Raw genomic sequence first — 26,421 nt, 5'->3', positions numbered from 1 at the left:
CATATTCATGTCAACATATAAGCCAAAGGGGTAGGGGCATGGAGCAGTTTCGAAGGAAAACACCGGAGGAAATTCTGGAGTCGATTACGCGGTTGTCGCGAGGTTATCTGAAAATTCTGATCGGAGCGGTCAGCGGTTCGGGGAAGACGTACCATCTGCTCCGTGAAGGGCACCAGCTGGCTAAGCAAGGGGTGGATGTTGTCTTCACGGCGATTTCCACGCGGCAGCGGCCCGAGACGATGGAACAGATCGGCGATCTGGAGCGGATACCGAGCATCCATTGGATGAAGGGTGGCGTCGAACAGAAGGATATCGATCTGGAGGCGCTCATACAGCGGGATCCAGAAGCGGTGCTCATCGATGGACTCGCGCATCGCAATCGACCTGGCGCGCTCCATGCCACACGGCTAGAGGATATTCAATATCTATTGAAGCAAGGCATTAGCGTGACGACGACGGTCAATGTCTACGAACTGCAGGAGGTCGCGGAGCTTGCCGAGCCGTATATCGGCTTTAAGCCTGAGATTACGGTGCCTACGGATACACTCGAAATGGCGGACGAAGTCCGGTTAATCGACGTCACGCCAGAGACATTATTGAAACGAATGGCGGAAGGGCATCTGGATGGACTGCAGCTTCCAGCAGATGTCTCCGTGTTCCGGCATGGCAATCTGGCTGTTCTGCGGGAGCTCGCGCTGCGGCTGGTTGCGGAGGGCGTCAATGACTCGCTGGAGCGGCACCGGGAGCGAATGGGGCTCATCGGACCGTCTTGGGCTGCGGAACGGATTCTTGTCGCTGCCCAATACCATTGGAATGGCTCGATCTATATTCGGCGCGGTCAGCAGATTGCGAAGCGGTTGAATGGGGATCTGCGCGTCGTCACGTTCGTGAAGCCAGGGATGGAGCTGACGAAGGAGATGGCGACGTTCAAGCGGTCGATCGTGAAGCTGACGGAGAAGATTGATGCGCCATTCGAAGAACTGCCCTTGTCCTCGCAACGTCTTCTTCCGCGCATACTCATGGATTATGCGTTAGAGCATCAAGTGACGCGTATTGTGATCGGGCATTCGAAGATGACGAGGTGGCAGGAGCTTCTCAAAGGCTCCGTCTTGAATGGATTAATCGCGCGAATGAACCAGGTGGATATGTTCATCGTGGCGGATCGGGCGGAGTCGGATGGGGAACGGATTCTGCCGACCAAACGGTTAGCGTTACGTGGAGACGTGGACACAGCGGGTGTACCTAGCGGAGAAGAGAAAATGTTGCACGGCAAGGTGCGTGTCCGAGGTCAGCTGGGGGATTTGGAGAAAAACCGATACCGCCGATTGACACAGGAAGAGATTGATCGCGAAGTAGAATCGATGCAGCGCGGGCATTTCAAGGTCTATATTGGTGCGGCGCCGGGCGTAGGCAAGACGTATACCATGCTGCGGGAAGGCAATGAACTGCTCCGCAAGGGGGTGGACCTATGTATCGGGTATTTGGAGACGCATGGTCGCCGCGAGACGGCGGGGCAAGTGGGCGCACTGCCGCTCGTGCCAAGGCGTAAGGTCGATTATCGCGGCGTACAGATGGAAGAGATGGATACGGATGAGATCCTGCGTCGCAATCCGGAAGTTGTCTTGGTCGATGAGCTGGCCCATACGAATGTACCGGGGAGTGAGCTGAAGAAGCGTTACGAGGATGTTGAGCGGCTGTTGGCCGCTGGGATCTCGGTCATCTCGACGATGAATGTGCAGCATTTGGAGAGCTTGAATGATGCGGTGGAACAGATTACAGGGGTCCGCGTGCGAGAGACGGTGCCAGATCATATTTTGCGGTTAGCCGATGAAGTGGAATTGATCGATGTGGCGCCGAAGACGCTGCAGCAGCGGCTGCGGGACGGACATATTTATCGCAAGGAACAGGTGGAGCAGTCGCTGAATCATTTTTTCAAGACCGGGAATCTGATTGCTCTGCGGGAATTAGCGTTGCGGGAACTGGCGGATGACGTGGATGAACGTCTGGAATCGTGGGAGCGGAAACCATCGCTTCGCGGCCCCTGGCGTCGGAAGGAAGTGATCTTCGTCGGGGTGACATTAAGCTCGAATGCGGAACGGTTAATCCGACGCGGATTCCGCATCGCATACCGCTTGAAGGCGGCGCTCTATGTGACCTACATTCACACAGGGGGACCGCTGACGGCGGAGCAGCAGGAGCGGGCGGATGCGATTGGAGCGCTCACGGAACGTTTTGGCGGGACATTCAAGGTTAGCCACGCGCCGCATGCGAGGAAGATGGCGGGCATATTCATGCAGGAAGCGAATCAAGTGAAGAGTACCCAGTTGATTCTTGGGCAATCGGCGCGTCCATGGCATGTGCGTCTGCTGCGTGGGTCGGTGATTAACAAGCTGCTGCGGATGGCCCGGCATATGGATGTGTTGATCGTCGCGAAGCCTAAGGGCTAAGTGGGGCAATAGGGACATGTTCATAGAGCTGGTGTGATCGGGCGGTTGAAGCCGCTGGATAACACCAGCGAAGAGAGCGGTGAAAATGATAAATAGGCTGAGGCGAGGGGGCTTCGGCCTATTTTTGTATGATGAGGGGAGGGGGAGGAAGGGGAATCTATCTTTTGTAGCTTTTGTTGCCTTTAGAGCTGGTAGGACGGCGGTGTTGTTTCGATTTGTTGGTCGATTGGCGTTTGCGTTTGCGGCGCCGTCTGCGTTTGGACCAATCGTCATCATCTTTTTTCTTTTTTTTGCTAGGGAGCAGGACGTCGGCCATCAATTTCATGACAGGCGCCAACTGGGAGACGCTCTGCATCACCTCCCGAACCTTGGTCACCGTGCTCACAATCCCGTCAATGCCGCCCATGCGGTCGATGAACCCTTTGATATCACCAATATTGAAGGGAAACTTACTCTTGGTGGCGACGGGTGTGACGGGGGTTACGGATGGATCAACAAAGGGGATCATGGAAGTAGATTCGGCCAAGTCAATGGCTGCGGGTGTCGTCTCGGGAATCAGCGATTCTTGCAGGGGAGGCCGATTATATGGATTGCGCACGCCGGGGTACGGAGAGACGTGATGTGAGCGCACGTGAGGGTGCTGAGGCATGGAGATTTCACTTCCTTTATGGGTGGATGTATAGAATACTGTATGTGATAGGCGAACAACATGACTGGACGAATGCCCGGTTTTTGACAAAAAAGTGTGGGCAGATTTTCGCTCTGTAGTGCAGGAAAACGGTAATGCTTGAAATAGATTTGCACTCTACGTTACAATGGGGGTAAGTACCAGTAGCTGGGGGATGAGAATAAGTGCAACTCAAGAAACTTAATGATAAAACAATCGATCAATTATTCGAAGCAGTATTAACGTTGAAGTCCGTAGAAGAATGCTATGTTTTCTTCGATGATCTGTGCACGGTGAATGAAATCCAATCGCTGTCGCAGCGTCTGGAAGTGGCAAGAATGCTCGGCAAAGGCAGCACGTATAATCAGATCGAAGCGGAGACGGGCGCGAGCACGGCTACGATTTCGCGTGTGAAGCGTTGCCTCAACTATGGCAATGACGGTTACACGATGGCTCTCGAACGATTGGAACGATAACACATGCGTCCGGGTATACTGATCATTAGTCACGGGTCACGGGACGCTGCTTGGGTCTCACTCGTGGATGAGGCCGTGGAGCATGCGAAGCTGCCTGAGGGGATACCTGCTGAGGTTGTGTTCCTGGAAATCGTCGAAGGTCGACTTATACAAGATGGCATCGACCGTCTCGAAGCAAAGGGAGTTACGGACCTGTTCGTGATTCCTTTCTTTGTGTCGGGCGGAAGTACGCATGTCGATGAAATTGCGTATGCGCTCGGGGCGAAGAAAGCCGCGTCCTTTGATACAGATCTGCAGCCGTTCCGCGTTCAAGCACGCGTCTGGTTCGGGGAGCCGATGGATGTCGATCCGGTGGAGATGGCGCAGATTGTGATGGAACGCAGCCGCGGATTGCTGGGTGGTCGCCAGCCGGAGGAGACGGTACTCATGCTCGTAGCCCATGGCAGTGATCACCCTCTATTCTATGAGCGCTGGGTAGGCGGGGTGCAGCGGGTGGCCGTCAGGATTCAGCGCGAGATGAATTACGCTGCGGTAGATACGAGCCTACTGCTTCCGGAGCAATTATATGATAAGATAATAAAATGGCAGACAGAGACGGACTACACCGTGATGGTGGTGCCGTTATTTTTGAGTTCGGGCTATTTTATTAATCGTGTAATACCGAATCGTATTGGGCAGGCTGTATGTGTATATGACGGTCAGGCACTCTTGCCGCATCCGCTCGTATCGCGCTGGCTATCGAGGCAAGTGCATCAGGTTATGCAGCGACGGTGACCCGTACGAAATGAATAAACAGGTGGCAGGTAAAAATGGGTATGGATCGAATCACGAAAAGAGCGAGGCTCATATACAATCCGACATCCGGCAGGGAAGAGATGCGGCGACGGCTCCCTGATATTCTGCAACGGCTGGATCTTGCCGGCATTGAGACGACTGCGCACGCGACGATCGGCGAAGGCGATGCAACCGCATGTGCGATCGATGCAGTGGAACGCGGCTATGATATGATCATTGCAGCGGGCGGGGATGGGACCCTCTATGAGGTGATTAACGGCTTGGCGCCGCTTGAGAAGCGTCCACCACTCGGCATCTTGCCCGTCGGAACGACGAACGATTTCGCACGTGCGATGAACATTCCGCGGAATTGGAGTGACGCTTGCGATCTCATTCTGGGACAGCACACGCGGCCGATTGACCTTGGGCTTGCAGGAGATCGTTATTTCATTAATATTGCAGGCGGCGGCTCATTGACGGAGCTGACCTATGAAGTGCCGAGCAAGCTGAAGACCATGATCGGGCAATTGGCCTATTACGTAAAAGGTCTTGAGAAAATGACGCGGCTTCGCCCGTCTCAGCTGTATATTCGCGCAGATGGTATCGGCGAATTCCATGAGGAATTCATGCTCTTCCTGATCGCGAACAGCAACTCGATCGGCGGTATGGATAAGCTTGCGCCGAATGCGCGGATCGATGATGGATTATTCGACGTCTTGCTCGTGAAGAGATGCAATCTCGCAGAATTCATTCGTATCGCGAGTCTCGCGATACGCGGCGAGCATATGACGGATCCGCACGTGGTACATTTCCGTACCTCGCAGCTGGAAGTAACATCGCCGGAATACGTGCAGTTGAACCTGGACGGCGAGCTCGGCGGAACGCTGCCATGCAACTTCTCGGTGCTGCCGGCACATATTGAGATTTTTGCGGCGGAGTAGGGAAGCGGGAGCGTTAGCGATTTCCGTAGATCACAGGCGTATGAAAGAAGTAGTGAGCGTAAACATTGGGGGGATTGCGTTTGGCTCTGGAAAGGGCAGGGCGGTCCTCTTTTTGATGTAATGAAAGTGGAAATGATGGGGAGTGCGAATGAGGTTCCCTTTAACATATATTATGAGTTGGGCGGGGTTAGGTAGATGACAAGAGGTAGAAATCGCGGAGGAAATTCGCGCAATAGCAGCAAGGCACCATCGCAGGCGATACTCGATTTGCCCGTGGCGAAGAACGAAGACGTGGAAGTCGAGATCATCGGCTTAACGCATGAAGGCGAAGGCGTGGGCCGCGTAGAAGGCTACACGTTGTTCATTGGCGGCGCATTGCCGGGTGAGCGTGTGCGTGCGAAAGTGCTGAAAGTAAAGAAGCAGTATGGGTATGCGAAATTGCTAGATGTCTTGGTGGCAAGTCCGGATCGGATTGCGCCGCCTTGCGAGATTTACAAGCAGTGCGGCGGCTGCCAACTGCAGCATTGGTCGTATGAAGCGCAGCTCGATTGGAAGCGTCAGCATGTGGTGGACAACCTGGAGCGGATTGGGAAGTTGAAGGTTGGTGGCGATGCTGAGGGTGAGACCAGTGAGGGATTGAGCGAAGAGGCAGGGATTGTGGTTCATCCGACGCTTGGGATGAACGATCCGTGGCGGTATCGGAACAAGGCGCAGGTCCCGATGGGCATGGCGGAAGAGGGCGGCTTGATCGGTGGCTTCTACGCGCGTAATTCCCACCGCATCATCGATATGGATGCTTGTCTGATTCAGCATGATCAGAACGATGATATCGTGCGTCGTGTGAAAGCGATTGGTCGTGAACTCGGTGTGACGGCTTACAATGAAGAGACTGGTGAAGGTTTGTTGCGTCACGTTGTAGTTCGCGTCGGCTTCCGTACGGGTGAGCTGATGGTCGTGCTAGTGACGAATGGGGCCAAGCTACCACGTGTTGAGGCATGGATTGAAGCCATTCGTGCGCAAGTGCCGGGCGTAGAGAGCATCTGTCAGAACATTAACACGAAGCGCACGAACGTCATCTTCGGCGATGAGACGAAGACCCTCTGGGGCCGCGATGTTATTTATGACTACATCGGTGATGTGAAGTTTGCCATCTCGGCGCGGTCGTTCTACCAAGTCAACCCGGTACAGACAGAGGTTCTGTACGGGAAGACGCTAGAGTATGCCGGCCTGACCGGCTCCGAGACGGTCATCGATGCCTATTGCGGGATCGGTACGATCTCGCTGTTCTTGGCGCAGCACGCCAAGCGCGTCTACGGCGTCGAGATCGTCCCCGAGGCGATCGAGGATGCGCGCGCAAATGCGGCATTGAACGGGATTAGTAATGCCGAGTTTGAGGTAGGGGCTGCGGAAGGTGTCATGCCGCGATGGCTGGAGCAAGGCGTGACTCCGGACGTTGTGGTCGTTGATCCGCCGCGCAAGGGGTGTGATGAGCGGTTGCTTGAGACGCTCTTGACGATGCAGCCGGAGCGCATCGTGTATGTGTCGTGCAACCCCGCGACCTTGGCAAGGGATTTACGGGTGCTCGAGGATGGAGGGTACCGTGTGAAGGAAGTGCAGCCGGTGGATATGTTCCCGCATACGGTTCATGTGGAGAGCTGTGCACTATTAGTTTGTCACGGAAAGAATGAGTGAGAAGTTAATGTGGGATTGCCCTCTCTTGAATGAGAGGGTATTTTTTTGTCTTCATAAAGGAGCGGGAGTAGGGTGCCATAAGACACTAGGGGGTGGCTTAAAGCCAAATGAATGGTTCTGTTAGCAATATAGGGTAGTACACATCTAATCAGCAACTAGATGGAAAAAGTTGAACGATACGAGAGGAGATTCCAACATATGGTACAATAAAACTACATAAAAAAAACTGGAAGGAATCATTTGAGAGGTATTCAATATTCCATCTGGATTGAGGCAGAACAATGGGCAGATGGAGAATGGAACATACATGATGATAATACTGATGTAATTGTCAAGTTTAAAGATGGATCAAAATGGGTTGCCTCATTTTACACATATAAAAACATACTAAGACTTGCAGAAAAAAAATCAACTAACTGGCGAGTGTTTATATGGGAAGTATTTTTGGGGGAGCGATATGCTACTTGTGGATGAATGTACTCGTAATCGCATTGAAGAAGTAATTGAACATCTAATAAAACAGAGTGTTTTCGAATCGATATTTAGTATACGATTAAAACGAGGAATTTAAAAGCAGGGTGAAATTCATGGGATGGGAATCTTATAATTTTTTGCTATTTGCTAAAGGTAATAAGGCAATGATAACACCAGATGAATATGGTGAAAATTTGTTGGATATTGTTTGCTTCAATGCACTACTCTCTAAATGATGGTAATAGCATCATTGAAATTAACTGTGGGGAGTTTTCAGAACAAATTGAAGAGATTTCGATTAGATTTGCTGTCAAATTTAGATCAACGTATTTTGAAATATAAAATTAGCCAACAACTCAGTAAGGTTGTAGGCTAAATTACGGTGAGCCTTACCATAAATAAGGGCAAGTTTTCAGGTTTAGATGCAATAGGGACATTAAGCTGTCGGAGGTTGTTATTACAATCTCAAACTTAGCAAGAATAGTTACGTATTCTTATAAAACCAAATAATATTTGTAAGAATTAACTGTCGTTTTTTGGTATGTCTATATTATAATCATGATAAAACCATTTAGTATTTAGGGGAGTATAAATTGAGAGCATCTTTACATGTTATGCATTACTCAAGCAGCAAAGTTGGGCAAGTACTAAAGAGAAGGTTTTTAGACTGGAAAAAAATGATAGTATATCTAAGGAAAACAAAGGATCTTGGAAAGAATGCTTTTTTTGAACATTTAAATAAAAATTATGCTATCGGAATGATTACATCAACTGCCGGAGATGTATATTTTTATTCTACTTGTGCGATTAAAAATCGGGATGCATATCTTACTTTCAAATTAAAAGTCGATAAACACAAAAACCATAAATGGGATGAAATGGTAAGAAACTTGCACTTTAATTCTCATTCATTCTTGTATTCTTATTTAGAGGTAGACCGATCAAGAGGAATTAGAACACCGACCTCTTGGTGCAGGAAACACGATAGTGAGAGTGTGATTTTAGAGAAAATAAGCGAGTATATGTTTAGTCATAGATTATTTGATTGTGAGGTTTTCATTTACTCACAAAAAGAACCTTGCCTAAATTGTGAAACTGTGTTTCAGCAATTTTTAGAGAGGCATTCATTATTAAGACTAACAATATTCTATAATCAAACTAATTATCATCAATTACCTTCAAAATATAATTGGAGATATAAATAGTATGGAAATGAAAATTGATAAGAAATTTATGGATGCAATTATTAAAGATGAAGAAGAATTAAGACTTGAGAATTTATTCACTAGTCAGGAGTTGATAGATTTTACAAATTCAAGTTTAAAAGATAATCTCGAATTGGACACGAATTATTATTATATTAAAGCAGTAGATCGAACAATTGATGACCTATATTTGTTGTATACTGAAAGTGTAAAAACACGATATATATTAATTGCAACTTGTACATATAATTTATTAAAATACTACGAATCGGATATTTTTTTTCCTTTTCAAAAAGAATACATTTCAACAGATAATAATGTAAAAGCGAAACCAAAACCAATTGCAAAGTTTTTTAAAGAAGTTTCGGATTTAATGAAAAACAGACTAGTTTCAAATGAAACTCAAATGAGTATTAGTTATTTACCTTTAGTGGCAGAATATATTCTAAAGTTAACTGAAGAATTATTCTTACTGACTCCAGTTCACATGAGCGATGGATTCAAGGAATTAAACTCAAAGATATTACAAATTATTGAATAATAGATAAAGGGATAGACATAGAATGCTTTTCGTATTCTTATTTGATTGCTTCCGTAATTGCGTATCCCCTAAAGGTAGAATTATCTTAAAAGCAATTGTTCAAGGGTGGAATCCAAAGGGAAAAGGCTTACCGTTAGTATGACTGGGATAATACTAATTTGAAAAGCAAGTAAGTTGATTAAATAAAAGAGAAGTTCTATGCAAAGAAACCACTCCATTGTCAGGAGTGGTCTTGTCTTTATATACTGATGTATATTTTGTGGTCAAGTTGTACTTTGTGCTTAGATGTGCTGCGGTGAACCGTACCATAAATGACAGGTCAGGTCATTAAGCTAACGCAGAACGATAGCTCAATTGAAACATCGGCAAGTCTAAGACTGTTATTTTCAAAACCCTAAGGTATTAAAAGAGAGGATAATTTAATGGATAGAAAGTCAGAATTGGATTGGATAGAGCTTGAGTATTTCGGTCGTTACGGGGGAGGTTATTATAAACTTCATTTCGACCCTCAGGGGATAATCGAATACGAGGGAAATTTAGTACCTCTGCAGGGCCATCACAAATGGTTTGTGTCTACACGTGTGTTTAATAACTTAGAAGTGCTCCTCCTTGAGCGCATCTGGGAGAAAGAGATTGATCTAGTGGGGAAAGATTTCATAGTTTGCGATGGATGGGCCGAGACACTACGCTGGTCCATTAAAGGGGAAATAAAGGAATATAACGTCGAGATCGGCATCGGTCCTCAGAGTATTATAAAAGTGATAAGACGGATTAATAAATTGGTGAGTGAAGAAGCAAAGAAACACCCACCTAGAATTAGAATTGATTGATAGCTATACACACTCGCTAATATTTCCGAAAAGGAAGCCAAGAAAATAATTAAGGAAGAAATTGACCGTAAACGATATGGATCCGACAAAGGAATAAGAAAACTATAGTTGGACGATTTCACTTATATATGTTTCTAATCGCTTCTCGTTGAAGATCACATCGTCACACATTAGACTCTCCATTCGCTAACAGTGATGTCGATGTCGCATTCATACTCGTTACCCACTATGCTGACTTCTTTTATATAATCATTAGTATTCCCACTATGTCTTCCCCGGTGCTCACAGGTGGTCACCTTCCATCTGAATCAACATTGAGGATTTCGAAAAGGTTAGAATAGCTAAAAAGGAAGAGAGTGGTGGGTTTATGGAGAAGTTGATGCTGATTAGTGTTAATGAATAGATTTGCTTAATATCTCACAGCAATAGAAAGGGTTATATACTACTATCTCTATTGCTGTAACAAATAGTCATGAACTCCAAACACAACTTACAGCCGCGATACTGAATCGGGCTATTTACTGTGTGATTAGGACTACATAGCATATGCTATCGTAGACCAAATGTACTAATCATGATATGCTTTTTATGGATAAATTTAGTGTGAGATTTTATATCGAGTATTAGGAAGATCAATGTTTTCCAGTACCATTCCACCATTATGGTACCTCAATACAGTCAATAACAGAAGTTCAAAAAGTTGTGTCTCAGCATAGCTATTTCAGTAAGAATCGTAAATCCGACGTTGCCATTAAATGCCTAGAATATCTTTGTGAATCATTGAAGAGTTATTATGCAGGCTGATTAATATCTGGATTAATTGCCATTCAAGAATGCTTAGATCAATTATGTAAAATAGGATTCACGAAAACTCTAGAGGAATCAATTAAAAATCTCTCACCTATATCCGTGCTAACATAAAGGAGGCATAGGAAATGTCATATAAATTATGGAATAAGGTCATAGCAGAGCATTTTTTTCATCCCGAGATGGATGGTCGTGAAGTATTGTTGTTCATAGATGACCAAGTTATTAATGAGCTTGGAAAATCAATTGGACAGGATTTACGTGGTTTTATTTCAGCTGTAATTCAGGGACCTTTTAAATGGCGTGATGAAAGTATCAACTTGTGTCAAAAGGCTTATTCGGTTTTTTGTGATTGGCGCAAGAAAGATGCAAGGTACCCACCATACATCGCTTATCTTGCTTTATTTGTGCTTGCAGGTAGTGCGGACAACGAGAACTTTTCTCCCAATGCTTATTACCCCAAATTACGCAAATTGCTTGGAGAAGAAGAGATACAGGGGCAGTACCCTAAATTTGACCAAATGGGGTTGTTATGGAGGGACTTGGAATTATGGAGCAAAAAAGATAAGAATGAATCATTAGGACGATTTACTGTAAGGGTTAGAGGACATAAGAGACACGTCGGAATTCCACAGTCTCAGTCCATCTTATCAGCAAATGAAAGACGAGCCCTCCCGCTTTTATTTCATAGAGGTGATCTTTATCCAACCAGCCCACCACTTAATAACGATTTAGTTAACGTACTAATTAACCATGGACAGGATATTTTTTCAAGAAGGACCATGCGCTTATTACAAGGTGAAGAAGAATATCGGGAACTTTTTGAAGCCTTAATAGACTTAGTAAGGGATGATCTTGTTCATTGGAATGGGACGATACCGAGCACGGCATTATCAAAAGTTGAAGGGAAAGTGCGCTCTAGTTTGTTTCTCTGTTTGGATCATGACAAGACTAAGAACAGTCCGAAATTTTCCTTTAGGATTTTTTCCAATAATACATTCCCTGAGGAACCGCTAAATCTAATAGCAAATGGAGTTAAGGGCACATTTAATTGTAAAGGTAGCCTACAGAATTGGTCTACTGTCCTTCAAGATGAAAATAATAAGATGTTAGAAATCACAAACATTGACCTATCTCGAAGTTGGATCTTTGAAGATAAAGATAACAAGTGGTCTACAAAGTTGGTAGGGAAGCATGTCCGTGTATTTACAAGAGGACAGAGATTGGGTCTTAATAACTATTACGTAGAAATCCCCCAATTGCAACGCGGAGCTCAGTTTGCGTTGTTATGTCACAGTTATGTTGTTGAGAAGATTATAAAATGGGGTAAGGAAGCCTGCGATGCTTTTGGTCAAATTCCAAATAGTATCCTTCCGAAAGGATGGGTTCTATTTCAAGGGATAAATCCTAAAATTTCGTGTAATGGTATCGCCGAGCTCACATTTTCAAGCCAAGTACAAGTTCGGCTATCTGGTGGTATTCGATTAGGTAACAGCAATCGATTTTTAGATGTTGTACTACCAGCCGCAATAATCGAAAATACGGATCATTCAGAGACCCTTAAGATAAATGACCAGCGCTTAAAATATAATGCAGAACATGATTGTTGGACTTTACCTCCAGGGTTACCATTGAATGAGCCATTAGTACTGCAAGTTGATGGAGAACTGGATGAAATGAGAAAAGTAACTTTCCAGCTCGTAAAACCTGCTATTCGTATTAAGAATAAATCAATGTACTTGGAACAGGTGAGAAATGCTACTGACAATACCGAAACACTTTTAATTGGTCCTAACGTATACAATCGTCCGGATTATGTTATTGAACATTACTCCCTGCCTACATTTCTGTCAAATGAAATTATTTTTATTGGAAGGCAAATTGGTCAAGTAATTCACTGGGTGCGTAATTCTGAAAGGGAACAATTTTTATGGAAACCTGTATGGGCTATTGCAAAAGAAGGCCGAAACAGATGGAAACTTCATTACTGCAGTCCTGACAGAATTACTCGTAGTAAGCCAGTAGCCCAGAATGGTGATTATACTAATGTGTCTCAATGGAAAGATGCAATTCTTTTGATGCCTAAGGTCATGGAAGCGCCTACCTTTGAGTTTGATTTGCTACATGAGTTATGGAACCAATATGTCGAGGTGGCAGAAAATGCTTAACGATGTTTTAACAGTAATAAGTTCTCTTGGTAGGGTAACATTTGAAAAGTTTAGATCCATTTATGAGACCCTAATGCTGACCCGTCTAGAGTGTGACGAACTTAAATTGAGGCCGGTTTCAGAAGTTTTAATTCACCTAGAGGCACTAGGACATTGCGAAGTGAATTACGAAACGAGGCATGTTACCGTTTGTCCACCAACGCTGGCTTTGCTTCCACAATTAGGTCTCCCTGTAGCTGTTCTAACCGGGGGAAGGGATGAAGCCCTTTTACATAAGCTGCTAAACTCAGCTCAAAAAAACCAACGTTTTTTTAAGGTATCAATACAAACTGATGAATCAGCAGAGGTCCCGGTGCTTCCCTCTGTTATTCAAGTAGTCGCAACAAGTATATATATTCTTTCTCAATTGGCGGAGCGCTTAAACTTAGAATGTCATTTAGAGTATCCAGCCGCTTATTCTGTACTTACGATGGCTTCAAACTTAGAGGAGATTGAACATTCACTTGTTTATTCCGACCAATCAGAGCCCAACTGGAAATGTAGCGTGTTTAGCCCCAACAGATTACGATTTGTCGAGGGGAGAGACAATTCTATGAATAAGTTGATGATGTATACGAACCCCATTACACAACAGCAAATAATATGGTTTTGGGCTGGAAAAAAGGCTGCTGCTGTAGATAAAAATTGGGGAAGGTACCTATCACTTCAACGTCATAACATAAGTGTTTTACTATATGATGTGAAAAAACAAAGAATGGCCGTTCCACTTACGATTCCCCTTCCAAAACCGATACATCGAGCCGCGGTTCTTTGCTCTGGTTTATATCCAAGAAAAGGAGAACTTATGCAATCCGTTGGATTGTTAAAGGAACATATGTCGTTGATTATTTATGAGAGAGTCCCTGACCTCATGGCTAAGTCCATTTCAACAAAGCTGGGTCAACAGCAATTGCACGAAACAAACCTAATATAATAACAGGGGGATTCTATGTCTAATCCATTTTTGGCTTTCGAAGAAATTCGGGAAAATTTTATCAGATATGTACAGACCGCATTCGGTACTAGGTACCCCTCTCTCGAGAAGGAGCGCAAACAGCTACTATTAACACCGGGGGTTTTATCGCAAGACCCTTGGATTGAACCTTTGCCAAGATACAAAAGTTCTCAAATGCAAATTAATGATCTATCGAAACATGATTTACATGGCTTCACTCCAAAAGAGATAAATTTATTTCAGCAGTTGGCCACTTGCGGGCTATTCAAAGAAGATCTTCCTTTATACACTCATCAAAAGCGTATGTTGTCGACAGCTCTAACTGGAAAACATTGCGTTATTACTTCAGGAACAGGCTCAGGTAAAACAGAGTCCTTCTTACTTCCGTTATTCGCATATTTAGCAAAAGAATCTGTAAGCTGGAACAATCCAGAACCCCCACATCCAAGAGTGAACGATTGGTGGAAAAACGAGGACTGGCATGACACATGCAATCCGGTGGTAGGGAAAAAACATAGCATGCAACAGTCGTTCCGTGTGCCTCAAAGAGGGCATGAGACCCGCCCCTCTGGCGTACGTGCAATGATTTTATATCCGATGAACGCACTTGTAGAAGATCAATTAACACGGCTTAGAAAAGCGCTAGATTCAGATAAAGCTAGAGAGTTCTACCAAAGGGAACTAAATGGTAACAGAATTTATTTTGGAAGGTACAACGGATCAACACCTGTTGCAGGTCATGAACTCAAGAAGACTGGTAACCCCAACACCGGTAAAATCAAAGAATTGACGGATATAATGAGCAGTGTGGAACAAGTAAGTGTCGAGGCGGCACGATACGCTCAGGAAGTTGGTAAGAGTGATATACCATACTTTTTCCCGAGACTGGATGGTTCAGAGATGAGATCTCGATGGGATATGCAGGATGCACCTCCAGATATATTAATTACTAACTACTCCATGCTTAGCATTATGATGATGCGTCATGTCGACGGAGGAATTTTTGAGAATACAAAGAAATGGCTTGAGGAAAGCAAAGATCATATATTTCATTTAATTATTGATGAGCTTCACTTATACCGGGGGACGTCAGGAGCTGAAGTATCTTATTTGTTGAAGATCATGCTTCAACGTATAGGCTTGACCCCAGATCATCCGCAATTGCGGATTTTGGCATCCAGTGCATCATTGGAGCCTGAAGATCAAGATAGCCGGTTATTTCTTCAAGATTTCTTTGGTGTTCCAGAGGAGCGTTTTGAGATCATTACAGGTGTTCCTGATGAGATTCCTACAGAATCAGGAGTCATCTTACCGAGTCAGGTTTTTGCAGACTTTCAAACAATGTATACTACGGTGCCAGATCAGGCAGTTTCGATCTTGGTCAAAAACTTAGGATACACAGGAGAAAAAGACGGAATTGTTGCACTAAAAGATACGTTAGAGTCCAAAGGGTTGAAACTCGCTTCGACCATGCTCGCCGCATGTAAAGATGAAATAACCAATATGGTTCGTGCGGTTTCAATAGATACTTTTTCGGAAAAACTCTTTGGAACCCATATTAAGGAAGAGGAACGGAATCTTGCATTAACTGGTCTTTTTACAGCACGTGAGTTGTGTGATACAAAAAAAGAGCTAAGCAGTCTACCATCGTTTCGTTTCCACTGGTTCTTCCGTAATATCGAGGGATTATGGGCATCCACTACATTAGAAAATCCGGCTAATCCCGTTGGTAAGCTCTACGCAAAACCTGACATTGTCGATAGTAAAGGAAAGCGTATTTTAGAACTCCTATATTGCGAACAGTGCGGTACAGTGTTTTACGGTGGTAACCGAATGAAATTAGCAGATGGTAACTTAGAATTGCTGGTTACTCATCCTGATATTGAGGGAATTCCGGATCGAAATCGTAAAAACATAGTAGAACAAAAAAAATATAAAGACTACGCCATTTTTTGGCCTTCTAATACCGAGTCGCTACATAAAGATGTCCGTCCTTGGAAACAGAAGAACCCTAGAAAACAAAAGCAAGAGGTGAATGCTGAATGGAAGCAGACGTCACTTAGCTCTGCAACAGGATCCGTGACCTTTACACATGAAGCTGCAGATGAAGATCCTGCTAATTTTATCAAAGGATTTCTGTATGATCTTGAGTGTAATGATGATGAGATTGAAAAAGATTTCAACACGCTTCCATCTGTTTGCCCATGTTGTTCAGCAGATTATTCCTTGCGTAAATCTAGAAAAAGTCCTATTCGGGGATTCCGAACTGGCTTTTCGAAGGTGAGCCAAATCTTATCCAAAGAACTTTTTCACCAAATTTCGAGCGATGATGAGAAAAAATTGGTTATCTTCTCTGATAGTCGAGAAGATGCTGCTCAAATATCCAATGGGGTAGAACGTAACAATTATAACGACTTGTTACGTGAAATTGTTGTGAGCGAATTGCGATTATGTACCCTAGGGGAAGCCCAACTACTAGATTATTTGGAAAATGATGTTCCTCTTACTGATTTAGCCAGAGAGTATATGTCCGTCTTTCCAGAAGCAGAGACGGGTTTGAAGGATTGTATCGAAATGGCCCAAATGCTACGGCCTACAAACTCAATATTTCGTGCAGCATATGATGATTGTCTGGAAAAACTTGGGCGAATTAGACAAAGAAAAGAAACAGCGATCTATCAGTGTAAAGAATTATTTCATGCCAGTTCAGATAGGGAATGTGGGCGTCTTATTTCCCGATTCATTGCCCTTGGTGTCAATCCGGCCGGTAATAATATAGAGTTCCAATCCTTTAAATGGGGACTCAAAGAGCACAGATGGACTGAATTATTTGACTTCAATAAAAACAGTTGGGTGGAGGATTTACCACCCGAAGCAGGAACGGTAAAAAATAAAATTATAGCCAAAGTCAGGGAATCACTTAGTGATCTTTTCTTCAGTCGACTTTATTTTAGTTTTGAATCATCAGGCTTTGGATACCCTGCTATACAACTTGATGACTCTCTTTTGGAAGGTACTGCGGCGGACTTATCGATTAATGTGGAAATATACAAACAAATATGTAATTCTTCGATTCGGATTTTAGGTGATCTTTACCGTCATGAGGGTTCTGATTTTCCACAACACTCTTGGATAGAGTTTAAGAATGCAAGAAGTACATTTAAAGATTATATAAGCTCAGTTTGTAGCGTGAATGGCATTCCATCTAGCCGCATAGAGACGCTAGGAAACAAAGTTCTCCAATCCATAAACCGCTCCGGTCATGAAGGCGCGATGATTATTACAGATAAACTCGATTTAAAAGTATCTTCACCAGAAGATTCATTTTGGAATTGTCCTAACTGCAAACGACCACATCTACATCGTTCTGCTTCAGTTTGTACAAAATGTTATACAAAACTCGCAGATGATCCAGATGGTTCATGTGGAGATCTGATGGATAAGAATTATCTTGCATATATGGTTTCGAATGATCGGAGGCCAACCCGCTTGCATGCCGAAGAGCTCACAGCACAAACTGATGATCAAGCGGAACGGCAAAGGCTTTTTCGGGGTATTTTGCTTGACTCGAATGGAACACAACAAGTTAAACAAGTAGATGAAATTGATATTCTCAGTGTTACTACGACCATGGAGGTAGGCGTTGATATTGGTAACTTGCAATCTGTTATGTTAGCCAATATGCCTCCAATGCGCTTTAACTATCAGCAGCGTGTCGGTCGGGCTGGACGAAGGGGTCAAGCTTATTCTTATGTCCTCACGCTCTGTAGAGGAGGCAGAAGCCACGACGACCATTATTTCCAAAATCCCGCTGCTATCACTGGAGATCCTCCTCCGGTCCCGTTTATTACCACGAACCAACCACAAATCATTAAACGGTTGATTGTGAAAGAAAGCTTGCGGCGGGCATTCATTGGAATTGGTGTAAAGTGGTTTGATGGACCAGATAATCCACCAGATTCTCACGGAGAATTCGGACTTAAGTCCGATTGGCCTGAAAGGAAAGACAAGCTTAAAGCTTGGCTAAAAAATAATACAATCGTCTTAAAAGAGGTTGTTCGGGCGATTATTCCGATTTGGGAACATGATGTCGAAAACATTAATCATTATCTAGAGTATATTCAAAAAGATATCGTCTCTGAAATTGAAAGATGCTATGAAAACTCTGAACTCACTGGGGAGGGGCTAGCAGAATGCTTGGCTGAAGGAGCTAAATTGCCGATGTTCGGAATGCCATCCCGGACGAGATATCTGTACCACGGAGGTGTGGAAGAAAGGTCACCGGCTGTTTTGAACATAGATCGTGATATTGAGCTTGCGATTACTGAATTTTCACCAGGTGCCCAAAAAACTAAGAATAAGGCGATACATACGGCAATTGGCTTTACTGCGCCATTGAGAAAGGTACAAAACGCATGGAAGCCGTCGGATCTTAGAAACCCCTTACCACACCGGTATCAAATAGCACACTGTAATGCTTGTGGTTATTTGAGAGTCAATCAGCCATCGGAGATGTGTGCACAATGCGGAACTCCGAAAGGGACAGCCTATAGAGAGATAAATGTCGCCATTCCGATAGCTTTTAGAACTGATTATTCGAAGGGGCAAGATGCCATGGAGGAGGAGTGGACGACTTCTGGTGCCCCGGCCAACATAGCTGAAGGGACACATGTTGATTTTAGGACAATTAGTAGCTCTAACACTTCAATCAATCTAAGCAATGAATCACGTGTATGGAGAATCAACGATAACAATAAACAATTATTTCGCGGCGGTATTATTACTACGAATAAATTGAAGTTGCCAAATGGCTATGTTATAGAAGCACCAGAAATGGAAGGGCAATGGATACTAGAAAAGTACAAATACACCAGTGATCATAGTTTCAATAACCTAGAGGAAATTGGTATTGCAGCGGCTAAAACAACGGATCTTTTACGGATCAAACCAAGCGAGACACCGAATGGTCTTGAGTTAAATCCAACGAAAATTACCTCACGAGCTGCTATGATTTCTGCGGGCTTTTTATTGCGATCCGTTGTAGTTGAGCGATTAGATATTGATACTGATGAAATTGAAATTTGTGAACATATCAAATCTATTGCTAAGGATGGTAGCGAAGTAGGCGAAATAATCCTAAGCGATAGGTTGCCCAACGGTGCAGGTTTCGTCAAATGGCTGGAAAATAATTGGACTTCAGTAATCGAAAGTATTGTTAGTTCGAAAAAGTATTCGTTTATAAAATTCATTACTGGAAAGCAGCATGATTGCGATTCTGCTTGTTATAGTTGTCTAATGAACTATCGTAATATGCAGTACCACGGACTTTTGGATTGGCGACTTGGTCTTGCTTATCTAAATGCGATGAACAGTAAAGATTACCAATGTGGACTAGATGGGGATTTTGCCCATGACGAACTGTATAATTGGAATAATATGGCGGATAGACTGACAAAGCAATTTGCAGATTACTTCCATTACGAACAAGTCAAATTTGGTGAGCTTCCTGGCCTGCGTATTGGCAGTCAAAATCTAATCATAGTGCATCCTTTATGGTCACAACATACTCATAATGGCTTATTAGCCGATGCAGTCGATGAAGCAGGAGGATCTCCTCTCTATATGGATACCTTTAACCTGTTACGTCGTCCTGGTTGGTGCCATGAGCAATTAGGGAAAGATGTGGAAACGTGGTGGTAGTGTGTTAGTCCAGATCAATCCAGTCCAACAACTTAGCAGAATAGCACCTAGTCGCTTTTTTGGATTCACTCAATGTAAATTAAGAGAAGTGTATGCAGCCTCGGGGTATCCAGGGCTGCTTCCTTCATATCCTAGTACTTATTTTGGAAAAGCGGTCCATAAGTTACTTGAAATGGCAAGTAAAGGTCATATTCAAAGTGCTGAATATATTGAAGAGGCATGGAATGAATGTTTATCCGAAGCAGAGCAGGAGTTATTCAATGATGAGCAGACCAGACATCTCGTCCCTTTGAAGAAGTTCGTCAAGCAATACGAAGTAAAAAAGCGACAACTTATAAGGACCGCTGCTTCGTTACTACAAAGAAAGCGAAGTGCTACACAAAAGTTATTTAGCGGAAATGAGCGATGGATAGAATCAGAAGATCAGACCATAGGAGGGTTTGTCGATAAGATTGTCTGGACAGTGGATGGCTATGAGATTGTTGATTATAAAACAGGTGAAATTTTTGAGCCAACGGGTATAGAGATTAAGCCAGAGTATAAGAATCAACTTATGCTTTATGCTGTGACTCTATACGAGAATATTCACGAGTGGCCGGTCTCATTAAAAATAATAGAATTAAATGGAACTGTTCACTCACTGGCTTTTTCAACAGAAGACTGTTTGAATCTAAAAAAACAGGCTCGCAGAATCTTAGAGGATATTAATTCAAGCTTATATATAGGTAACTATGACCGCGAGATGCAGCAAACATTGCTAGCCAATCCCAAACGCGAAAATTGCACATTTTGCAGGTATAGGCCCGCATGCTCTCCCTATTGGAAGAAGAGAAGTAAAAGCGTTGAAGATTGGCCATATGATGTCGCAGGGGAATTTGTGGATGTAACTCGGTTGGGCAATGGGACCGAATTACTCAAACTAAAACATAATAATAAGATCTATAGGATCAGGGGCTTACAACCTAGTAGACATAACATTGTCCCTAAAAAACATTACGCAGTCTACAATTTAATTCCAGATAATGTAGAAAATTGTTATAAGGAAGGACCTATGACAACAATATTAACATTTTAATATCTAGGTCAAATATACTATAAGAAACCTAAATATAAAGGAATAATAAGTTGTTTGTCGAATTCATACTAAAAAGATGTATTGTACATAATTTGGAAGAGGATACCTATGAATACCCCAAACTCTGACGTCAGTATAAATGGCCAAAGAATGCTTCAATTGTTAATGGGCCAATGTAATCACATTACTATACAAGAACTCGATGATATCCTGAAAATTGCTTGCAATTCTCATGATATACGTTCAAATAAGCACGATACGAACATCGCTGAGGCTATTGCTGGAAAATCGTTACTCGAATTAATTTTTTGTTATTTACTTTTTCATGATATTCATCTTCCAAATTACCGTTTAGAAGGTACGTTTTACCAGAACTATGAACCGTTACTATCAAAGCTTTATCAGCATTTACAAATATCTGACCTTGTTTATCTAGTAGCAGAAGAAGAGGAAGCTAGGTATTTTCTACAGTATCGGGAAATTTTGCTCAATATCTTGTCTCTCATATTTAAGAGAGAGGGATTCTATTGTATTACTGATTTTATTGCACCTTTTGTGATAACCAATCAGGAACCCGATTATAGAAAAGTATTGCAAGAACTTGCAAGTCAACAAAATAGTCAAGTGCAATATCAGCGATTTATAGATCCTGTTTGGAATGGTACAAATAATACTTGGTATGTCGTTGAAGTAAGTGCATTAGGAAAAAGAGCTGTAGGAAGTGGTTCTACAGAAATTGAAGCTCAATCAAAGGCTGCCCATAAGTTACTTGAAAGTCCGAGTGAGAATATGAAGGCTTTCTCAAACCAATTCTCATTACGTTGCAAGAAGATGTGGCAAGTACCCCCTGAACGTGAGCGAGTACTTCAAAAATTCAACTTAAAATCACATCTTTTTCAGTTACCGACATATTTCCTAGATACGGTTTTTTTGCAAAATTCATATCTTGATCGAGAATCAGCTGCTACTAATCTAAATAATGACACACTCAGTATAATGGGATCGTACGTTCTAGGGTACTCGATTGATGCTTACTTGCTAGAGCATTTCGATTCCATTTGTAGCTTTAAGTCTGGTAACATGTTAAAAATACGTGGAAACTGGTTGAGTAATAATTTTGTTGTTTCGATGGCTAAGAGTATATTGGTAGGTCATGAGAACTTAATAAGAGAATCACAAAGCGATCAGGAAATAATTAATGATGACTTATGGCAGCGTACATTTAAAAGGCTATTGGGAGCCATTTTTATACATGAAACCTCGATAGGCATAGCTGATCCATTACAAACGCTTCAGAAAGTACTTGAGGATTACTTCACATCTCATAGAATAGTCACCACCAACAAAGCACAACAACATATTGAGGCGGACTTAGTAAAATGCCTAATAAACAATTTATACAAATACGAAGATACAGGCGAAGTACAATATGATTCTGTAACTTCAACGCAAATTAATGAAACGCTAAAATTACTTAATTTACCTTCTGTTATAAAGCTGTTTGAAATGGGTGGATTTCAGTCCGTAGATATCTTTGTCCAGACATTACGCATGCTTGCTGAACAATTGACTATCTATAGATCTGGTGATTTTATCAAATCTTTATTAAAAATAAATGAATACTACGAGTCATTATCTGTTTTAGGTGCAGCCCATTGGTTGGATGAATGTATTACAGCAGTATTCAGTGATAAGTTATCTACCAATACATAATCAAATCCTAAACATAAGAAAGATATCTTTGATATGTAATATTTACCAAGGAGAGCAAATGATGACGAGTGCCAACACCTTACAAGGTCTCCTCCAACAAGCAGCAGCTTTTCAAATTAGAGGTGATAATCAGTCAGCCAGATTTTATTATCAGAAACTACTTGGAGAAGAAGCAAAAGCAGGACTTGACCATGCATTTTTGCAAGCAGTGTTATTTTTTAATTCCATCAAAGAGTACAAAGAAGTGATTACCTTATCACGCTTATACATACAGAGTGGTGGGCTACTTAACAGAATTGCTTTCGATTATGTGACCGCGTGTATAAAGAATGCTGAGGCGACTAATACAGATGCATTTCAAGATCTAAAATGGATTTTAAGCCAATCAGGACAGGGGACTATTTTTGGGGAACGACTACTTATAGCCCAATGTTTTTTTGAGACAGGTCATGAAGAAGAAGCATATTTTATCTTTGTTTCTCTCATTGAAATATTTGAAAAAAAGATGCTTGATTCGCCTAATGTGACATATGAGCACTATGTGAAAACGTTGCTTTATTTAGTTAAGTACGAGTACCATTTTGGATCATGGCCACAAGCTCGATTTCATGTTCGACGACTCATTGGACTTGAAGGTTCCTGGATCATTAACCATCAGTTAATTGCACGTTGGAGCCTTTTACTTGATGAGACAGCACTGCTTGTTACTCGTAACGATTGGGGCGAGTTCGCTACTCATTTGGCCGGTGAAGTATCCAAACTTTGCGGAATGTACCGAGAATTTTATGAAGGTTATGTAAACCGTGAAGCAATTCATGTGTTGATGAATACTTCGTTTGGGGATACTGAGTTGGACAAAAAGAGAGGAACTTATGTTTGCCTTCTCTCGAGAGCGTTTGAAGATTTAGGATGGCTAGATTGGATTGAAGTTCAACATAGAAAGCTTCCAAATGATATGCTTACTTCACTACTATATAGTGAAATGCTTACCTTAAGAAATTCTCAAACATTACGTGAATTTTGGAAAAATCACTTCTTAAGACATGCCGATAAGCCTGAAGTAATTCGTGCTTATAGTGCAGCTTTTAAGAAATCAAAAACTGTACAAAAGAAAGAAATTAATGTGATGTTTTTAGGTGGGGGAGAAAGGATTGGAGGTACCTCGATCCTTGTTAGCATCGAAGGAAAACATATCTTACTTGATAGTGGGATGCATCTGCATGGAGAAGATCGTTTTCCTGATTTCTCACTTTTGATTCGAGCAGGAATAACAGTACATGATTTGGACGCATTGCTAATTACTCATGCTCATTTGGATCATACGGGTGCGGTACCGTATCTTCATAGTTTATACCCTGAACTACCAATGTTTGCTACCGAGGAAACTAAACAACTCATGAAAGTACTTCTTGATGATGTTGTTCGTTACAGTGAATCTACAGATGAAATGTATGACTTGAAACAGCTGCAGATGACACTGATGAGTATTTCCTCCATAGACTTTTTCAGTACTTTTGAAGTGCCATCAAAACAAGGTCAATGGAAAGTTACCTATTACCCTGCTGGTCATATTCTAGGAGCTGCAGCGATTCATTTGGTGACCGACGGAATTTCTGTTCTCTTTACAGGTGACTATAGCGTGGAAAATCAAAGAACAGTGAACGGGATACAACTGCCTGACGACCTACATGTGGATGTACTAATAACAGAAAGTACCTACGGCTTTCTTCCGACAAACGCTTCGATATGCAGGAAGCAACAAGAGAAATTGCTAGTGCAAACTATTCTCCAAACTGTTGAACGTGGTGGGCCGATATTAATTCCCGCATTTGCAGTAGGCCGTGCTCAGGAAATTATCCAAATAGTAAAGGACCATTTTTCTGCTTATGAGTTCTTGCCTTTCCCTCTCTATTTGGATGGTAAGGTAGCTGAGGTGTGCCGGATCTATGAAAAGAGTGTGCCGTCAGGTCAAATCTCAAATAATAATCCATACTACGGGCATGGTGTTCAGGCTGCTAATGAAATTTACTCAGACCGGCAAGGAAGCAACTACCCTTTTACCAAGTTTTTTGAAGAGTACATACTTGCGGGAGGTAGCTGTATCATCGCAAGTTCTGGAATGTTAATGGATGGGAGCGCTTCCTCCCGTTATGCGGAGAAGATTGTTGGTTTGGAAAGAGCTTGCGTTGCATTTACTGGTTACTTGGATGAAGAAAGCCCCGGGGCTCGTCTGTTCCAAAACACTGCAGAAGGATCATCTGTATTTATACAGCTCAACGGTAAAAGCAATGAGATTCGGGCAAACGTTTCATCATATCGGTTATCTGCTCATGCAAGCAGGGAAGAAGTTTCTCAATTAATTCTCCAGTTACAACCAAAAGCTGTTTTTCTAATGCACGGCGAGCATCAAAAACGTTATCGATCATCTAGATCCTGGCTCGAGGGGAATGTCATCTATCCAAGCGTAATAGATCTTTTGAGTTCAATCGAACATATTCAAGTTTATCCTGCTTTTAATGGTAAAAATTATCACATTACAATCTCTTAGGAGGATGATTTGATGAGTAAAGAAGTGTTAGCAATTGAACATATTATCCGATACTACTCCCAACCAAACAAAGAAATATATAGTCAATGGGCACAAGAACATGAGGATGATCTCGAATCGATACTTGAAAAGTTGGACTTATTTGAGTATTCAAAAAGGGATGCTTTAGTGTGGGACTTACAATTGAGGTTTGAGAAAGTATTAGTTGAATCCCCAACATTAGATAATACGGATATCGCGGATATAGTTGCTCAAAACTGGAATATCGATAGTCAGCTTCGTCTTAATCAAGACACTATTCTTAGTTTAATGGCGCAACTTTCAATGAGAGCTTCCAACTCACAAAAAAGCTTTCTTTCATTATGTGAAGGTGATTTAAAATCATATTTTTACTACACCAAGAAAGCAGACCAGTTGGCTGAGCTTTACATTCGCTTATTAATTGCTGTTCTGGATGATATGAAACCTATCTCATCACTGGTGAATAGCATCGTGAGTGTCCTTACGGGTGCTTCAGTAGTAGAAGAAGTGCGCCAAGCCTTCCATCGGATGGCTCTTATTAGACGGAAGGATAATAAGATTAATTGGGGAAAAATGAAAGCATACAAGCAACACGTAAACATAAATGATCTTGTATATGCAAATGGCTTGATCCGAATATATTTAGAGAACGCCAATGCAATAAATGAAATAAATGAGGAGACATCATTATTATATAATGCACTTCTATCGGACTCACATAATACGAGGAATACTTCTGAAGTAGTTGAAGTTCAGATTCAATCTGAAACCCAGCCAGAGCCAATTAATCAAGAAAAGGCAACTCTCTCATTAACCATTCGTAGCTTGGCGAATAAAGTGTTAGATGCCGTGTCGCAAGTTGAAAAACTTGAAGAGAGTACCCTGCTTTTGGATCCCACTTACATTCAAAGACTTGAAGAGGAGAACAAGCGGCTCGTTATTGAGCTTGAAAAAGAGAAGATGAAGGCTCAAGCAGCAGGTGAAGAGTCTATCGTAAATCTTCTGAATAGAATTGCAGGAAAAAGTGGTGGATATTTGCTATCTGATTTATTAGAGGAATCTAGAGGTAACTTGCCTCAAGAGCGAATCATCAGTACAGGAAGGCTCGTAAATCTCTTTTCTATGTTAAGCCTTTTTGGAATAGAGGAGTATACGGCCGGTTACCAACTTCATGAACAGATCATCATCCCAAGGGATAAATTGGCAAAGACATTTATGATTAGTGGGCCTATACGTACAGATGCAAAAGAAGTTCCTGTCCGAATGATACGCTGTGGTTGGGCGTTAAATGATAAAGTCATGATTCAACCTCTTGTTGAAGAAATTCAATCGAATATATCTTAGGAGG

The 26,421-nt window shown here is 42.6% G+C and carries 17 protein-coding genes; 16 read left to right on the top strand and 1 reads right to left on the bottom strand.

Annotated elements, in window-relative coordinates; genetic code table 11:
- The first annotated feature begins 38 nt into the window (after positions 1-38).
- The gene (locus AC3WU2_RS26340) at positions 39-2,447 is read left to right on the top strand and encodes a histidine kinase (protein ID WP_492457927.1); all 2,409 of its coding nucleotides are present in this window, start codon (positions 39-41) and stop codon (positions 2,445-2,447) included.
- A gap of 157 nt (positions 2,448-2,604) precedes the next feature.
- On the opposite strand, the gene AC3WU2_RS26335 is transcribed toward AC3WU2_RS26340, so the two are convergent.
- Positions 2,605-3,096, bottom strand: a complete 492-nt coding sequence (locus AC3WU2_RS26335; RefSeq protein ID WP_492457926.1) for a hypothetical protein — start codon at positions 3,094-3,096, stop codon at positions 2,605-2,607.
- Positions 3,097-3,299: 203 nt separating this feature from the next.
- On the opposite strand from AC3WU2_RS26335, the gene AC3WU2_RS26330 reads away from it, so the two are divergent.
- From AC3WU2_RS26330 to AC3WU2_RS26260, 15 genes are all read left to right on the top strand, one after another.
- On the top strand, positions 3,300-3,590 hold the full coding sequence (locus tag AC3WU2_RS26330) for a YerC/YecD family TrpR-related protein (protein ID WP_018758465.1): 291 nt from the start codon (positions 3,300-3,302) through the stop codon (positions 3,588-3,590).
- Positions 3,591-3,593: 3 nt separating this feature from the next.
- Positions 3,594-4,364, top strand: coding sequence for a sirohydrochlorin chelatase (locus AC3WU2_RS26325; protein WP_492457925.1), 771 nt, complete (start codon positions 3,594-3,596; stop codon positions 4,362-4,364).
- 35 nt (positions 4,365-4,399) lie between these two features.
- Positions 4,400-5,305 (top strand): diacylglycerol kinase, encoded by a 906-nt coding sequence (locus AC3WU2_RS26320; RefSeq protein WP_492457924.1) that lies wholly within the window; start codon positions 4,400-4,402, stop codon positions 5,303-5,305.
- 195 nt (positions 5,306-5,500) lie between these two features.
- A complete protein-coding gene (rlmD, locus tag AC3WU2_RS26315; protein WP_492457923.1) occupies positions 5,501-6,997 on the top strand; it encodes a 23S rRNA (uracil(1939)-C(5))-methyltransferase RlmD in 1,497 nt (498 codons plus the stop codon).
- Between the two features lie 240 nt (positions 6,998-7,237).
- On the top strand, positions 7,238-7,471 hold the full coding sequence (locus AC3WU2_RS26310; protein WP_492457921.1) for a hypothetical protein: 234 nt from the start codon (positions 7,238-7,240) through the stop codon (positions 7,469-7,471).
- Positions 7,472-8,064: 593 nt separating this feature from the next.
- Complete coding sequence (locus AC3WU2_RS26305) at positions 8,065-8,676, top strand: deaminase domain-containing protein (protein WP_492457920.1); 612 nt, start codon at positions 8,065-8,067, stop codon at positions 8,674-8,676.
- Between the two features lies 1 nt (position 8,677).
- Positions 8,678-9,217: a hypothetical protein gene (locus AC3WU2_RS26300; protein ID WP_492457919.1), complete on the top strand. Its 540-nt coding sequence runs from the start codon at positions 8,678-8,680 to the stop codon at positions 9,215-9,217.
- Between the two features lie 422 nt (positions 9,218-9,639).
- Positions 9,640-10,047 carry a hypothetical protein gene (locus AC3WU2_RS26295; protein ID WP_492457918.1) on the top strand — a complete coding sequence of 136 codons (408 nt, stop codon included), beginning with the start codon at positions 9,640-9,642 and terminating at the stop codon, positions 10,045-10,047.
- Between the two features lie 935 nt (positions 10,048-10,982).
- The gene (locus AC3WU2_RS26290) at positions 10,983-13,022 is read left to right on the top strand and encodes a hypothetical protein (protein ID WP_492457916.1); all 2,040 of its coding nucleotides are present in this window, start codon (positions 10,983-10,985) and stop codon (positions 13,020-13,022) included.
- On the top strand, positions 13,015-13,995 hold the full coding sequence (locus AC3WU2_RS26285) for a hypothetical protein (RefSeq protein WP_492457915.1): 981 nt from the start codon (positions 13,015-13,017) through the stop codon (positions 13,993-13,995). The genes AC3WU2_RS26290 and AC3WU2_RS26285 overlap by 8 nt, the downstream gene beginning before the upstream one ends.
- Positions 13,996-14,010: 15 nt before the next feature.
- A complete protein-coding gene (locus AC3WU2_RS26280; RefSeq protein WP_492457914.1) occupies positions 14,011-19,716 on the top strand; it encodes a DEAD/DEAH box helicase in 5,706 nt (1,901 codons plus the stop codon).
- Positions 19,697-20,791 carry a PD-(D/E)XK nuclease family protein gene (locus AC3WU2_RS26275; RefSeq protein WP_492457913.1) on the top strand — a complete coding sequence of 365 codons (1,095 nt, stop codon included), beginning with the start codon at positions 19,697-19,699 and terminating at the stop codon, positions 20,789-20,791. Before AC3WU2_RS26280 ends, AC3WU2_RS26275 begins: the two co-directional genes overlap by 20 nt.
- A gap of 108 nt (positions 20,792-20,899) precedes the next feature.
- Positions 20,900-22,504, top strand: coding sequence for a dsRNA-binding motif domain-containing protein (locus tag AC3WU2_RS26270; protein ID WP_492457912.1), 1,605 nt, complete (start codon positions 20,900-20,902; stop codon positions 22,502-22,504).
- 58 nt (positions 22,505-22,562) lie between these two features.
- Positions 22,563-25,052, top strand: a complete 2,490-nt coding sequence (locus tag AC3WU2_RS26265) for an MBL fold metallo-hydrolase (RefSeq protein WP_492457911.1) — start codon at positions 22,563-22,565, stop codon at positions 25,050-25,052.
- A gap of 12 nt (positions 25,053-25,064) precedes the next feature.
- Entirely contained in the window at positions 25,065-26,417 is a 1,353-nt protein-coding gene (locus AC3WU2_RS26260) for a hypothetical protein (RefSeq protein WP_492457910.1), read from the top strand.
- The last annotated feature ends 4 nt before the right edge of the window (positions 26,418-26,421 follow it).

Source organism: Paenibacillus sp. EB106-05-06-XG162 (assembly GCF_058791655.1).
This window is presented reverse-complemented; position numbering and strand designations above follow the sequence as displayed.

Excerpts from the sequence above, each read along its gene's own strand:
- AC3WU2_RS26340 (WP_492457927.1), top strand. The coding sequence starts at position 39 with ATGGAGCAGTTTCGAAGGAAAACACCGGAGGAAATTCTGGAGTCGATT.
- AC3WU2_RS26335 (WP_492457926.1), bottom strand. The coding sequence starts at position 3,096 with ATGCCTCAGCACCCTCACGTGCGCTCACATCACGTCTCTCCGTACCCC.
- AC3WU2_RS26325 (WP_492457925.1), top strand. The coding sequence starts at position 3,594 with ATGCGTCCGGGTATACTGATCATTAGTCACGGGTCACGGGACGCTGCT.
- AC3WU2_RS26320 (WP_492457924.1), top strand. The coding sequence starts at position 4,400 with ATGGGTATGGATCGAATCACGAAAAGAGCGAGGCTCATATACAATCCG.
- rlmD (WP_492457923.1), top strand. The coding sequence starts at position 5,501 with ATGACAAGAGGTAGAAATCGCGGAGGAAATTCGCGCAATAGCAGCAAG.
- AC3WU2_RS26300 (WP_492457919.1), top strand. The coding sequence starts at position 8,678 with ATGGAAATGAAAATTGATAAGAAATTTATGGATGCAATTATTAAAGAT.
- AC3WU2_RS26295 (WP_492457918.1), top strand. The coding sequence starts at position 9,640 with ATGGATAGAAAGTCAGAATTGGATTGGATAGAGCTTGAGTATTTCGGT.
- AC3WU2_RS26290 (WP_492457916.1), top strand. The coding sequence starts at position 10,983 with ATGTCATATAAATTATGGAATAAGGTCATAGCAGAGCATTTTTTTCAT.
- AC3WU2_RS26285 (WP_492457915.1), top strand. The coding sequence starts at position 13,015 with ATGCTTAACGATGTTTTAACAGTAATAAGTTCTCTTGGTAGGGTAACA.
- AC3WU2_RS26280 (WP_492457914.1), top strand. The coding sequence starts at position 14,011 with ATGTCTAATCCATTTTTGGCTTTCGAAGAAATTCGGGAAAATTTTATC.
- AC3WU2_RS26275 (WP_492457913.1), top strand. The coding sequence starts at position 19,697 with ATGTGGAAACGTGGTGGTAGTGTGTTAGTCCAGATCAATCCAGTCCAA.
- AC3WU2_RS26270 (WP_492457912.1), top strand. The coding sequence starts at position 20,900 with ATGAATACCCCAAACTCTGACGTCAGTATAAATGGCCAAAGAATGCTT.
- AC3WU2_RS26265 (WP_492457911.1), top strand. The coding sequence starts at position 22,563 with ATGATGACGAGTGCCAACACCTTACAAGGTCTCCTCCAACAAGCAGCA.
- AC3WU2_RS26260 (WP_492457910.1), top strand. The coding sequence starts at position 25,065 with ATGAGTAAAGAAGTGTTAGCAATTGAACATATTATCCGATACTACTCC.